12 protein-coding genes are annotated in these 12,734 nt (G+C 70.2%); 4 read left to right on the forward strand and 8 right to left on the reverse strand.

What is annotated here, in order from left to right; all coding sequences use genetic code 11:
• Positions 1–48 precede the first annotated feature (48 nt).
• The 4 genes from EL493_RS31200 to EL493_RS31215 form a co-directional block, all read right to left on the reverse strand.
• Positions 49–2,184, reverse strand: a complete 2,136-nt coding sequence (locus tag EL493_RS31200; protein WP_030201108.1) for an Rv1355c family protein — start codon at positions 2,182–2,184, stop codon at positions 49–51.
• Positions 2,181–2,918, reverse strand: coding sequence for a hypothetical protein (locus tag EL493_RS31205; protein ID WP_019049205.1), 738 nt, complete (start codon positions 2,916–2,918; stop codon positions 2,181–2,183). The genes EL493_RS31200 and EL493_RS31205 overlap by 4 nt, the downstream gene beginning before the upstream one ends.
• 205 nt (positions 2,919–3,123) lie before the next feature.
• Positions 3,124–3,564, reverse strand: coding sequence for an AraC family transcriptional regulator (locus tag EL493_RS31210; RefSeq protein WP_019049206.1), 441 nt, complete (start codon positions 3,562–3,564; stop codon positions 3,124–3,126).
• Positions 3,561–4,004 (reverse strand): GyrI-like domain-containing protein, encoded by a 444-nt coding sequence (locus EL493_RS31215; protein WP_019049207.1) that lies wholly within the window; start codon positions 4,002–4,004, stop codon positions 3,561–3,563. Before EL493_RS31215 ends, EL493_RS31210 begins: the two co-directional genes overlap by 4 nt.
• 163 nt (positions 4,005–4,167) lie before the next feature.
• Between EL493_RS31215 and EL493_RS31220 the strand changes: the two genes are divergently transcribed.
• On the forward strand, positions 4,168–6,438 hold the full coding sequence (locus EL493_RS31220; protein ID WP_198040843.1) for a glycosyltransferase family protein: 2,271 nt from the start codon (positions 4,168–4,170) through the stop codon (positions 6,436–6,438).
• A gap of 3 nt (positions 6,439–6,441) precedes the next feature.
• Here the strand turns inward: EL493_RS31220 and EL493_RS31225 are convergent, their stop codons facing one another.
• A complete protein-coding gene (locus EL493_RS31225; RefSeq protein WP_036835055.1) occupies positions 6,442–7,371 on the reverse strand; it encodes an alpha/beta hydrolase in 930 nt (309 codons plus the stop codon).
• Between the two features lie 308 nt (positions 7,372–7,679).
• Here EL493_RS31225 and EL493_RS31230 point away from each other — a divergent pair, with 308 nt between their 5' ends.
• The gene (locus EL493_RS31230) at positions 7,680–9,158 is read left to right on the forward strand and encodes an MDR family MFS transporter (protein WP_022566251.1); all 1,479 of its coding nucleotides are present in this window, start codon (positions 7,680–7,682) and stop codon (positions 9,156–9,158) included.
• A 55-nt stretch (positions 9,159–9,213) separates the two neighbouring features.
• On the opposite strand, the gene EL493_RS31235 is transcribed toward EL493_RS31230, so the two are convergent.
• From EL493_RS31235 to EL493_RS31245, 3 genes are all read right to left on the reverse strand, one after another.
• Entirely contained in the window at positions 9,214–10,014 is an 801-nt protein-coding gene (locus EL493_RS31235; protein WP_019049211.1) for an SDR family NAD(P)-dependent oxidoreductase, read from the reverse strand.
• Positions 10,015–10,050: 36 nt separating this feature from the next.
• On the reverse strand, positions 10,051–10,632 hold the full coding sequence (locus EL493_RS31240; protein WP_019049212.1) for a hypothetical protein: 582 nt from the start codon (positions 10,630–10,632) through the stop codon (positions 10,051–10,053).
• Positions 10,633–10,808: 176 nt separating this feature from the next.
• Positions 10,809–11,240, reverse strand: a complete 432-nt coding sequence (locus EL493_RS31245) for a hypothetical protein (protein ID WP_019049213.1) — start codon at positions 11,238–11,240, stop codon at positions 10,809–10,811.
• A 175-nt stretch (positions 11,241–11,415) separates the two neighbouring features.
• Between EL493_RS31245 and EL493_RS31250 the strand changes: the two genes are divergently transcribed.
• On the forward strand, positions 11,416–12,246 hold the full coding sequence (locus EL493_RS31250) for an alpha/beta fold hydrolase (RefSeq protein WP_019049214.1): 831 nt from the start codon (positions 11,416–11,418) through the stop codon (positions 12,244–12,246).
• Positions 12,247–12,281: 35 nt separating this feature from the next.
• A complete protein-coding gene (locus EL493_RS31255; RefSeq protein ID WP_019049215.1) occupies positions 12,282–12,728 on the forward strand; it encodes a VOC family protein in 447 nt (148 codons plus the stop codon).
• The last annotated feature ends 6 nt before the right edge of the window (positions 12,729–12,734 follow it).

Below are 12,734 nucleotides of genomic sequence, written 5' to 3' on the forward strand. Positions count from 1 at the left end.
GTCACCAACGAGTCGAGGGTTCGCCGCGGCACCGTTTCTCCGATCGTGCTATCTGTCGTTCCCTGAACCGAGTACTGGGAGCCTTTCGCTCCGAACTGTCGGAGCAGGGGCGTAGCTCAGTCGTAGTACAGCAGCGACCGTCTCATGCCCGGGGACTCTCATCAGTGCGGAGAACCGTTTCTGGATCGAGGTCAGTGTATCTGTGAATGCAGCGGATACGTTGTGCAAATCGTTGCCGTCGCGGGCATAGAGGAAAACCGGCGACACCGGCTGTACCGCCAGCCCCAGCTTCTGCGCGGCTATCCACACCCGTTCGACGGCGCTACCGGCCCGGACATAGCCCGCCAGATCGGTCTCGACCGGCTCGGCCGGCACGGTGACGACGATCACCGCCGAACCGGATTCGACCCGGTCACGGGTGTACTCGCCCAGTGCCCGGCCCCCCGACCAATCCCGCAGCTGGGCCATCACATCCGCGCGCACGCCGATCTGCAGCTTGGCTTGTTCGGCCGGGCCGAGCTCCATGCTGCGCACGTCCAGACCGGTCCGCAGATCCTCGTCGGGCCAGCGCAATTCGCTGAACATCTCCGCGTGCAACCGGGGTGTCAGGTACCGGATCCGGTCGCTGGCGGCCAGCAGTTCGGCGGCTTCGCCCAGGTCGGCGCGGTCGACGACGCCGTACAGCGCGGCGCCCTCGCGGGCGGCCGCCGCGGTGAGGGCGTCGAGCACGCCCGTCGCGAGCGGCGCGCCGTCACCGAGGTGCCGGTTGGTCTCCCGGGCGAGGGCGGCGGGATAGTCGGCGGCCAGTTCGGGGTCGGCGCCGTCGTCGAATCGCAGGGTGATCGAGACCGGGTTCGCCCCGCCCAGCGCGATCTCCGAGCGAGTCAGCAAACCCTGGGCCGCCGCCGCCACGCGGGCGTTGTAGAGGGCCGCGCCGAGGGCCAGCGCGCTGCCCCGGAATCGGATATCCATGGCGGAGCTGCGATTCGGATCCACCGCTATGTGAACAAGCTCACCTTCGGTGTGAACCACCCATGGCTGGGAATTCCCACCGGACGGCGCCCGCTCCACGCAGTGCAGGATCCGGGCGATGCGCCCGTGCGGAGCGACCACGTCGAGCTTCGCCGCCTCCGCCGCCGCGCCGGTGTGCCGCGCGGGTTCCGGGCTGGCGAGCCGGTCGAGCTGCTGGTCCAGATCGACCCGGATCCGGCCGGAGGGCAGCGGCTGCTCGAGACCGATCCGGCGCACCGCGGTCGCGATCACCGCCGCGCCGAGCCCGACCTCGCTGCCCAGTTGCGGCCAGGTGGTGACGGTCTCGTCGATCTCGGCGAGGCTGGCCGCCAGGCGCGCCGACAGCTGGGTGGGGTCCATGATCCGCATGACGTGCGGGGCCTTGTCCCTGGTCGACAGGTCGCGCAGCTCGCGGCTGCCCGCGCCGTCGAGCAGGCCGTGGAAGGGCGGCCGGTCCGGCTCGAGATCGAAGCGTTCGACGTCGAACAGGCCGCGGTCGTTCGTTTCCATCAGCACCGGAACCCGGTGTCGCCGTGCGGCTTCGCGGGTCGCGAGCTTCACGTCGAGCGAATCGCACACCTCGACCACGACCGACAGCCCGCGCAGGAACTCGTCCATCGTGTTCTCGTCGATGCCCGCCGGGTAGACCTGGACGGGCAGGTACGGGTCGAGTTCGGCGATGCGCCGGGCGGTGACGACGCATTTGTTGAGGCCGATGTCGAAGAGCCCGCCCGGGATCCGGTTCAGGTTGGACAGCTCGACGGTGTCGAAGTCGGCGATCCGCAGCTGCCCGCAGATGCCCTCCAGCGCGGCGAGATAGGCGATCTCGTGACCCGCGCTCTGCCCGACCACGCCGATCGCGCGCTCGCGCAGCCGCCGCTGTTCGTCCGCGGTGAGCTTGTTGCGGTTGCGGTCGAGCCGGATGGCCCGGAAGGCCTCGGTACCGACCACGCCGACCAGCGCGGACCGCCACGGGTAGTACACCCAGCGGTCCTCGGCGGGATCGGCCGACGGCGCGGTCTTGAGCTTGCCGAGTTCGGCGCGCATGCCGGCACGCAGATCGACGACCTCGGCGGCGGCCCGCAGGCCGGCCAGTTCCGCCGCGTCGGCGGGATCGTGCTCGTTCAGGATTCGGGGCCGAAAGGTGGTGGCGGGCACAGCGGCTCGGGTCAAGAGAGCTCCGGGTTTCCGGCAGGCACCCGCGTGGTGGCGAGTTGCGCGCGTTCGACGGTGACCAGTTCACGCTGGGACGGTGTCGCGGTCGAGAGGTCTTCCAGGTCCCACCAGATCGGCACGGTGACGTACCGGTCGTCGGGGTAGTTCACCGCCGGGATCTCCGGCGGCTGTTGCGCGCCGCTCGACCCGTAGAGCTCGAGCCGGTGCAGCGGGCTGGCCCCGAAGACGTAGCGGGCGTCCAGGAGCCAGGCCAGGTGGACGATGCCGCGGGCCAGCAGCTCGCCGAGTTCGGGCCTGCGCGGCCGCTCCCGGGTCGACCACGCCCCTTTGGTCTCGATGACGCCGGCCGGAACCCGTTCGGCGACAGCGGCGCGCAACTCCCGCTCACCCTCGGCGCCGAGCCACGGCTGGAAGCCCGCGATCTCGTCGGCGGTGCGGTGGGGACCGTGCGCGCGCAGCCCCGCGACCACGGTGCCGTCCGGATCCTGCGCGACGAGGAACATCGTGGTGGTCCGGCCGTCGGCGATGGACTCGATGTCGAGGGCGTCCTCAACTCCGTAGTGCCGGTAAACAACTAGCGCACCGTCGACATATCGCCGCCACAGCTCGGGAAGTTCCGCGGGGGTACCGACGCGAACCCGGCATCCGGACAGATCGTCGAGGTAGTGCAATCCTCCCGCATCCGCTCCCCCGGCGGCCTGGCCCACGCCGGTGTGAACCGACACCCTCATACAACTCCGTAGCTACACCCTTGTCGGTTTCGTCCGACCGGCCAAAGATTTCCTACGCAGTATCCGTCATCCGAAAGGAATTCACCAGGCCAGTGGCAAATTCCCCGACAACATTCAGAGCGGATTGAAATATCCGCAGGTCAACCGGGGTGTAGGTAGCGGGTTATGGTCGATACCAACCGTCCGGTTCCGACCCGGCTACCGATCAGCTATCTACCGTGATCGAAACGAACAATTCTACGGTGTCGGGCCCGTGCCAGACCTCGATCTCCTCGCGATAGGCCCGGGAGATCTCCGCGGAGGCGGTCGCGTCGTCCACCTGGGCCCAGACATCCTCGACCGGATCGTGGTAATCGCCGTTGGGCGCGAACCGGGCGTAGATGCCCTTGGGCACCCGGACCATCAGGTCGCCGACGGGGACGTCGTCCGGAGAGGCGAATTCCCTGGCCACCAGGGCGTTCCAGTTGCCCGCCGGGTCCGGCACGTACACCGTGTGCAGCGGTTCGCCGCCGCCGGGACGGTCGCGCAGCCGATCCTTGAGGAACTCGATCAGGTCGCTGTTGCTCACCTTGAAACTCGGATGCACCCGCGGCACGGCCAGTCCGCCGTACAGTGCGCCGCCGCGCACGACGATCGTGTAGCTCATCGCGGATCGACCGCCAGATACAGGTCGATCTTGTACGCGTGCGGGTAGCACTCGAAATCGCCGGTGAAGGTGCGCTTGATCTGGTTGTGCTCCTCGGCGTAGGCGATCTGGGTCCACAGATCCGTCATCACCTGCGGGAAGTTACCCACCGAGGAGAAGCGCGCGTAGGTGCCGCGCGGGAGGCGGGCGGCGAGGTGTCCGCGCGTGACCTGATCCAGCGACGCGCACTGGTACCCGACGATCTGGGTGTTGTAGGTGCTCAGCTCACCGGTGTAGTCGGTGTACGCGCTGGCCAGCGGGCCACCGAGATCCTGGTGCAGGACGGCCGACCACGCGGCTTCGAGATCCCGGTCGCGCAGCTCCCCGAGCGCACGCTTGGGACTACGGACCGGTAGACCGGCCACCCATGTCTCGTCCCGCTCGACGATTTCGAACTGCATTGATGACTCTCTCGAAGGGTCGGCTCGGTCTGGCCATGCTACCAACTGCGATCCGGACAGCGCGGCACACCGAGATGTGGTTACCCCAACCTAACCACACCTGAGCTGGTCAAACGTCCACCACCACGCCGGGACAGGCCTCGGTATTGTCCGATTCACTTCCATGCCCTATGCTCCCGCGCTCGTGTGGGTACGCGCGGTGCTGGAGCCGCGAAAACAAGTGGCGCAGTGGGCGATCATCGTCGTGATCGCGGTACTGGCCGGCTATCTCGCGGTCCTGCTCGGCGACTCGCGGCACTTCTACACCGACGACACCGAGGCCCAGTACGTGCCCATGTGGCAGCTGCTGGGCACCGAACTGCGGGCGGGCCGGTTCCCGGCGATGGTGCCGTGGGAGTGGATGGCGGGCAATTACAGCCTCGAGGAGGCCGGGCTCTACAACCCGGCGCAGCTGCTGGTGTATCTGCTCGCGCCCTCGTTCGACAATCTGGCGGCCTACGCGACCGCGGTGAAGCTGGTGTTCTCGGCGATCGCCGCGCTCGGGGTGTTCCGGATCTGCCTGGCCTACGGCGCCCGCGCGCCCTGGGCGGCGGTGGCCGGCGTGGCGTTCCCGTTCAGCGGCTGGTTCCTGTTCTTCGACGAGGCCAGCTGGTTCACCTCGCAGACCGGCACCGCGTGGCTGGTGCACGCCTGGGCCTCTGCGGTGCTCTACGCCAGGGGCCGCTCCGGGCCGATCCCGCTGTTCGTGTTCCTGTACCTGGCGCTGACCATCCAATACGCCTTCCCCGCCGTCGAATCCGGCCTGATGATCGCCGCCGTCGCCGCGGGCGAATACCTGTACCAGCGGCGCTGGGCGCCGGTGCTGCGGGTGCTCGGCACCGCCGGTCTGGCCGTGGCCGCGTCGATGGTCGCCAACCTGCCGATCCTGCTGTCCTCGCAGGCCACCTGGCGCGGTGACGTCTCCACCATCCACAACGACCCCTTCCTCACCGTCCCGTGGTCGGAATCGCTGAACGCGAGCCTGCCGAGCACGGTGCCCGCGTTCACCGCCTGGTGGGGCCATGTGCAGCCGTTGCCGATGGTCTACATCGCCTGGTTCGTGATCCCGGCGCTGGCGTTCGTGGACTGGAAGGCCGCCGCGCGCGCCGCGTCCGAGTGGAGCGGGATCGCGCTGTTCGCCGTCGCCGCGCTGATGTGGACCGCGGGGCCCGGCGCCATCGGCCCGCTGCGCTGGCCCGCCCGGGTGCTGCCGATGCTGGCGATCGCGCTGCTGGTGCTGGTGTGCGTGCTGCTCAGCCGCTACGGCGTGTTCGCGGCGTCGAAGCGGCGCTACGCGGCGGCGGGCGCGTTGATCGCGCTGCTGTTCGTCCGGTCGTTCTCCGCGGCGCCGAAACTGCTGGAGCGGCACCTGCTCGGGGTCATCGTCGTGGTGGCGCTCGGCGCGGGCGTGCTGTGGCTGGCGCGCACCCGCGGCGTGACCGCGGCGGCCGCGCTGACCATCGTGTCGATCTTCCCCATCGCCTTCGCGCAGGTAGCCGCGGCGCCGAAGACGCCGCTGTCGTACGGGTTCCCCGAGCGCCGCTCCGAGATGACGGCCGCGTTCCCCGATTTCGGCGGTCGCACACTGCAACTGGCCGACCGGGTGATGGTGCGCGACGAGGAGCGCACCCTGGCGGGCACCTACGGCTCGATCGCGCTGGGCAGCTACGCCAAGAATCTGGGCCTGCAGTACGTCAACGGCTACACCCCGGTCGGGCACGCGGCCTTCGCCGGGCTGCTGTGCATGGCCTGGGACGGGGGCACCTGCCCGCAGGCGTATCAGAAGGTGTTCGCGGTGGAGCCGTCGACCGACACGCCCGTCGTCGACCTGATGCGGCTGGATCGCGTTGTCCTGCAACGCAGCCAATATCCCGACGCGGGGAACAAGCCCGCGCCCGCCGGCTGGAAGTTCGTGCACTACCCGGGGCACGAGGCGCAGATCTGGGTGCTGGAGCGGGTCAACCCGCTGCCCTCGCCCGGTGATGTCATCGCACACGAGTCCGGCGTGCACGCCACGGTGATGGCGGAGGGTGGTCTCACCAGCAGCGCCACGGTGTCCTCGGGCACCGGCGGCCGGATCGTCCTGTCGCGCCTGGCCTGGCCCGGCTACACCGCGACGCTGGGTGACCGCGAGATCCCCGTCCGCGCGGTCGCGGGCACCTTCGTCGCCGTGGACATCCCGCCCGGCACCAGGAACGCGCGGCTGACGGTGACCTGGCGTCCGCCGGGCCTGCCGATCAGCCTCACCAGCGCGGCCCTTGCTGTGGTGGCCGTCGGGCTGTTGCAGTGGTGGTACCGGCGTGGCAGGCGCGACGACAGCGTCGTGGAGCCGGTCACGCCGGCTCCGGCCGAGGAGATCGTCACGCCGAGCGGTTCCGTCGCCGTCGACGCCTGAGGCTCAAGCCCCGATGGCGGCGGCCAGGTGCGGCCAGGCCTCGTGCAGGTCGGCCTGGAACTGGCCCCAGGTGTGCGAACCGGTCGGCCGGTGCACGTAGGTGGCCGGGATACCGAGCTGACCCAGGCGCCCGGCGAAGGCCGCCGTGCACGCGCCCGCGATCGATTCCAGCGGCGGGAACGGCAGCCCGGCGTCGTTCGCGCCCGGGATGCCGGTGGCGGCCGACAGGAAGACCGTCTTGCCCGCCAGCCCGCCGGCGTTGGCGAACACGTCGTGTTCGCGCCACACGTCCCCGCCGGGCAGACCCCACATGTTCCCGGGATTGCCGCCGCCGCGCACGGCCTGCGCACTGGCCATGGTGATGCCGAGCGGGTCGGCCGCCCATGGACAGCCGCTCAGCGCGGCGACCGCGGCGAACCTGGACCCGCCGCGAATGGTGAGGTCCAGCGCCGAGGACGCGCTCATCGAGACACCGGCGATGGCGTTGCGGCCGCTGGCGCCGAGCGCGTCGTCGATGACCTCGGGCAGTTCCCTGGTCAGGTAGGTCTCCCAGCGCACCCGGCCGACGCCGGGATCGTCGGCGATCCAGTCGGTGTACAGCGTGAACGCGCCGCCCACCGGCATCACCACGTTGACGTACTTGTCGGCGAAGAACTGGCGCACGTCGGTGTTGTCCCACCAGGAGATCCCGTCCGCGCCGCCGCCAGCGCCGGTGAGCAGGTACAGCGTGGGCGCGCCCGGACCGGCCGCCTTGATCACCCGGTTCTGGATGACCCGGCCCATCGCGGGCGAATACACGTCGAGCTGCGCGGCCCGCCCGCCCAGCGGCGCCTCCCCCGCCACCCGCGCCCCCGGATCGGCCGACGCCTGGACACCCCCCAGCGAAGCGACGATCGCGCACACCACAGCAAGCCACAGTCTCGATGCCGTCACTCCTCCGGTATACCCCGGGGTTTCGACCCGCACACGCACCCCGAACAGTGCGTATCGGACGAGTGACCAGGGTCACCATCACCCGAAATCGACGCGAGAAAATCGCCTCTACCTGCGGGTTCACTCGGCTATCGCGCGGGCCCCGCAGCGAAAAGAAGGTGATTTGTGTCGTAGGTGAGCGGAATACTGTGCCGCGCCCGATGAGTTGGACCGACCGAATCCGTCTTCTCTGATGTGGTGCCGGGACGCAGTCGACTCGGCATCGGGCCACCGTTCGCCCTGCCGATCCCTGTTCTGGAGGTACCCCGATGCCGGCCGACCTATCCCCGACGACGACGAAAGGGCGCACACCCACCGTCATCCGGGTGCTGGTGCTCGCGACCTTCGTGGTCATCCTGAACGAAACCATCATGATCAACGCCATCCCGCGGCTGATGGCGGACCTGCACGTCACCGAGGTGGCCGCGCAGTGGGTGTCCACCGCGTTCATGCTCACGATGGCCGCGATCATCCCGACCACGGGCTGGTTCCTGCAGCGGGTCACCACCCGGCAGGCCTACGCCACCGCGATGGGCGTGTTCATCGCGGGCACCGTCATCTCGGCGCTGGCGCCGAGCTTCGCCGTGCTGCTGATCGGCCGGATCATCCAGGCGGGCGGCACCGCGGTGATGATGCCGCTGCTGATGACCACCCTGATGACCGTGGTGGCCGAGCAGGACCGCGGCCGCGTGATGGGCAACGTCACCCTGGCGATCTCGGTGGCGCCCGCCATGGGCCCGGTGATCTCCGGGCTGATCCTGCAGGTGGCGTCGTGGCGCTGGCTGTTCGTCATCATGCTGCCGATCGCCGGTCTGGTCACCTGGCTCGGGCTGCGGCAGCTGGAGAATGTCGGTGAGCCGCAGGCGGGCCGGATCGACGTGCTCAGCGTGGCGCTGGCCGCGCTCGGCTTCGGTGGCCTGGTGTTCGGTCTGAGCAAGTTCCACAGCGGCAGCTACACCACTCCGGCCCTGATCGTGGCCGGTGGCGTCGCCCTGGTCGCGGCGTTCGCGCTGCGCCAGATCCAGCTGCAGCGCAACGGCACCCCGCTGCTGGACCTGCGGGTGCTGCTGTCGGGCACCTACAGCAAGGCGCTGGTGCTGATGGCGGTGGCGTTCCTGGCGATGATGGGCTCGATGATCCTGCTGCCGCTGTACCTGCAGAACCTGCGGCACCTGAGCCCGCTGGAGACCGGCCTGCTGGTGATGCCGGGTGGTCTGGCGATGGGTCTGCTCGGCCCGACCGTCGGCCGCCTGTTCGACAAGTTCGGCGGCCGGATGCTGGTGATCCCCGGCTCGATCGGTATCGCCGTCTCGCTGGCCGGCTTCACCCAGATCTCGCTGACCATGCCGTACTGGCAGCTGCTCGCCCTGCACATCCTGCTGATGGTCTCGCTGGCCGCCGCGTTCACGCCGGTGTTCACGCTGGGCCTGGGCGCCCTGCCGATGCATCTGTACTCGCACGGCAGCTCGATGCTGGGCACCCTGCAGCAGGTCGCCGCGGCGTTCGGCACGGCCCTGGTGGTCACCGTCATGTCGGCGCGCAGCACCTCGCTGATCGACGCGGGCACCGACCCCACCTCGGCCGCGCTCGACGGCATGCGCCTGGCCTTCCTGGTCTCGGCCGCCCTGGCCCTGATCGTGATCGCCATGGCCGTGCTGCTGCCGAACCGCGCGGCGGGCAACCCGCACGGCGCCCAGGACGAAACCCCGTCCGACGAGCCGGAACAGCCGGTCCTGGTCAAGCACTGACCTCGGCCCGCGCCGACGGCCACTCCCGGTCCACCCGGGGGTGGCCGTCGGCGTTTCAGGCGGACCGACCATGCCCGCGCCGGCCTGCTCCGGCGACGACCGCGACGCCGGTACGGCCACCGTCCACATCGAGGACGGTGCCGTGCACGAACGCGGCGTCGTCGGAGGCCAGGTAGACGGCCGCGGCGGCGATGGCATCGGGGCGGCCGGTCGCGCCAGCCGGGGTGCCGTGCATCATGACCCCGGCCACCTCCTCGATCGCGGGATCACCGTCGGGCGCGAGGATGACGCCGGGGGAGATCGCGTTGACCCGGATGCCGTCCGGCCCGAACTCGGCCGACCAGGCGCGGGTGAGGGTTTCCATCGCGCCCTTCGTGGAGCTGTACAGCGCGCCGGAGCCGACACCGAGCCGGGCCACCCAGGAGCCGAGATTGACGAGGATGCCGCCGCCCGCGGCGATCATGCCGGGGACCAGCGCCTGGGTCAGGAAGAACGGCGCCTTCACGTTCACGCCGTACATCCGGTCGAAGGTGTCGTCGTCGACCATGAGCGTGGTGGCGCGCGGATAGATTCCGGCATTGTTGACCAGGATGTCGAGCCGTCCGCCCGCCGCCTCGACGGCCGCGGCGGCCAGCGCGCGGCTGGCGGCGGAGCTGCCGTCGAGATCGGCGCGCACATAGTCCGCGGTGCCGCCGTCGCCCCGGATCCGCTCGACGACCTCCGCGCCGCGCGCCCGGTCCCGGCCCGACACGACGACGTGCGCGCCCTCCGCGCCGAACGCGAGCGCGATGGAACGCCCGATATTGCTGGTGGATCCGGTGATCAGCGCCGTCTTGCCGCGCAGTCGCTGGGTCATGAAATGCTCCTTGCCGTTGTCGAATTCGACGATGAATCAGTGAATTTCGCTGCCCTGACGTGACTTCCACGCCAGCAGTGCCGCCTGGGCGACGAAGAAGACGCCGCCGCCGGTCGCGTACACGGACAGCACGTGCAGTGACGGCGAGTCGCCCGCCGCCTGGGCCAGATAGGTGAGGCCGACCAGGAAGGACAGACCACCGGAGATCAGCGTCGGCCACTGCTTACCGAATACCGGGCCCCGACGGCGCAGGCCGACGACGAGCTGCGCCGCGCCCGACACCACGGCCCAGGCCCCGAAGACCCCGAGCACCGCGCCCGCTCCGCCGAGTGCGCCGGCGAGGCCGAGCGCGACGGCGACGACCGCGCTCAGTGTGCCGTTGAGCGCCGTCACCCGGCGTTCGGGTCCGTCGGGCATTCCCCCGTGGTCGATCAGCGACGACACGGCGTCGATCAGCGGATAGGCGACGAGCAGCGCGACGGCCACCGGGCCCAGGGTGTCGCTCACGACGGCGAAGGCCGACGCCCACCCGATCGCCAGCACTCCGCGGCCCAGCGACAGCCGGATCACCGACGCCCGTTCCGTCGTCGCGACGGCCGGTACTGCGGTCTTGTTCATGGGATTTTCCGTTCGATCGGTTCGGGCTCAGCCCAGTAGTTCGCGCGGACCGGGGCCGCGGCCGTGCAGCACGGCGGCTTCCGACCAGATCACCATCGCGATCGGGCCGGTCACGAAAAGGGTTGCGATGAAAGGGCGTTCGGTCATGACTGGCGCCTGCGGGCGGACAGCGGGCATCACGCGGCTCGCAGCGGTGCGGCGAAGGACTTGCGCAGCGAGGACGGTCCGATCAGCGGCAGCAGCGCAGCCAGGATCTTGCCCTTGACCGCCGTGGGTGTGCGGGTCAGTTCGACGTCGACGCGCGAACCCCGCTCGGTGGGCGTGGCACGGAAGACCCAGCCGCCGCCCGCGCCGAAGAGTTTGGAGTCCAGCGTGGTGACGGTGACGGTGTCGCCGGCGGGATCCCAGTCGTAGCGGGCGCGTTCCCAGGCGGCGGCGGTGCCCTCGGTGACCTCGGCCCAGGTGTCGCCGCGCTCGTGCACCACGAAGTGCGCGGCGTCGATGGTGTTCGCCCAGGTCTCGGGGCGGGTGGGGCCGAAGTCGGTGAGTACGCGCACCACCTCGGCGGGAGTCAGGGTGGACAGCAGGTGGAACCGGATCGTTGTCATGGCACAACGATCGCCGTCCGCGGGTACCCGCCGAATCTGTCGGATGACGCAGGCGATGACGTAATCGCGGGCGACTACGTCATGGTCGGCGTCAGATGACAGATGTGGCGGCCGGGCGGTGCGGCCCAGGGTGAAACCACCCGCATCGCACCGTTCGTTCGAAAGGACCATCGACATGGTCGACATCCGCCGCCCGCACCGGATCATCGCCGCGGCGACCGCCGCCGTCGCCGCAGGCGCCCTCGCCGTCGCCTGCACCGCGAGCACCACCACCCAGGCCGGCCCCACGCCGGACGCGCCACGGCCGACCGTGGTCCTGGTCCACGGCGCGTTCGCGGACGGCTCGAGCTGGAACGACGTCGTCGACAAGCTCATCGCCGACCGCTATCCCGTTGTCGCGGTGGCCAATCCGCTGCGCGGGCCGGCCGCGGACGCGGCGGTCGTGCGCAGCGTGATCAGCCACCTCCAGGGCCCGGTGGTCCTGGTCGGGCACTCCTACGGCGGATCGGTCATCAGCGCGGCCGCCGCGGGCAACGACCAGGTGAGGTCGCTGGTCTACGTGGCGGCCTTCCAGCCCGCCCCGGGCGAGACCGCGCTGGAGCTGACGAACAAGTTCCCCGGCTCCACCCTGCCCGGCACCCTCGACCCGGTCCCGGTCACCGGCGCGGACGGCGGCACGGGCACCGACCTGTACATCCAGCAGGCGAAGTTCCCCGCCCAGTTCGCCGCCGACGTGCCCGCCGAGCGCGCCGCGCTGGCCGCCGCCGCCCAGCGCCCGATCGCGCAGGCCGCGCTCGAGGAGAAGGCCACGGTGGCCGCCTGGACCGACAAGCCCAACTGGTCGGTGGTCACCACCCAGGACCTCAACATCCCGGCCGCCGCGCAGCGGTTCATGGCCGAGCGGGCGCATTCCCGGATCACCGAGGTCGCCGCCTCGCATTCGGTGGCCGTCTCGCATCCCGATGTCGTCGCCGACGTCATCGAACAGGCCGCCGCCGCCCACTGACCCATCACGAAAATCGTTCGAGGAGATCACCGATCATGGATCTGAAACTGGAAGTCGTCGTGCTGCCCGTCGCCGACGTCGACCGCGCCAAGGCCTTCTACGTCGACCGGCTGGGTTTCCGGCTCGACGCCGACTTCCCGGTGGACGACGGCTATCGCGTCGTGCAGGTCACCCCGCCCGGCTCGGAGTGCTCGATCATCTTCGGCACCGGAGTCGCCTCGGCCGCACCGGGCTCCACGCACGGCCTGCACCTGATCGTCACCGATATCGAGCAGGCCGTCGCGGAACTGACCGCGCGCGGTGTCGCGGTCGACGGCCCCTTCCGCGACGCCACCGGCGTGTTCCACCACCCCGGCACCGCGCACCGGGTGCCGGGCGCCGACCCGCGGCGACGCTCCTACGGCTCCTTCGCCGCGTTCACCGATCCCGACGGCAACGGCTGGTACCTGCAGGAAGTCACCCAGCGCGCGCCCGGCCGCTGACCCGGA

It is taken from the genome of Nocardia asteroides (assembly GCF_900637185.1).
Taxonomy (GTDB): Bacteria; Actinomycetota; Actinomycetes; order Mycobacteriales; family Mycobacteriaceae; genus Nocardia; species Nocardia asteroides.

Bases quoted from the DNA above. Each gene is read 5' to 3' on its own strand.
- EL493_RS31205 (WP_019049205.1), bottom strand. From the start codon at position 2,918: ATGAGGGTGTCGGTTCACACCGGCGTGGGCCAGGCCGCCGGGGGAGCG.
- EL493_RS31210 (WP_019049206.1), bottom strand. From the start codon at position 3,564: ATGAGCTACACGATCGTCGTGCGCGGCGGCGCACTGTACGGCGGACTG.
- EL493_RS31215 (WP_019049207.1), bottom strand. From the start codon at position 4,004: ATGCAGTTCGAAATCGTCGAGCGGGACGAGACATGGGTGGCCGGTCTA.
- EL493_RS31220 (WP_198040843.1), top strand. From the start codon at position 4,168: ATGCCCTATGCTCCCGCGCTCGTGTGGGTACGCGCGGTGCTGGAGCCG.
- EL493_RS31230 (WP_022566251.1), top strand. From the start codon at position 7,680: ATGCCGGCCGACCTATCCCCGACGACGACGAAAGGGCGCACACCCACC.
- EL493_RS31235 (WP_019049211.1), bottom strand. From the start codon at position 10,014: ATGACCCAGCGACTGCGCGGCAAGACGGCGCTGATCACCGGATCCACC.
- EL493_RS31240 (WP_019049212.1), bottom strand. From the start codon at position 10,632: ATGAACAAGACCGCAGTACCGGCCGTCGCGACGACGGAACGGGCGTCG.
- EL493_RS31245 (WP_019049213.1), bottom strand. From the start codon at position 11,240: ATGACAACGATCCGGTTCCACCTGCTGTCCACCCTGACTCCCGCCGAG.
- EL493_RS31250 (WP_019049214.1), top strand. From the start codon at position 11,416: ATGGTCGACATCCGCCGCCCGCACCGGATCATCGCCGCGGCGACCGCC.
- EL493_RS31255 (WP_019049215.1), top strand. From the start codon at position 12,282: ATGGATCTGAAACTGGAAGTCGTCGTGCTGCCCGTCGCCGACGTCGAC.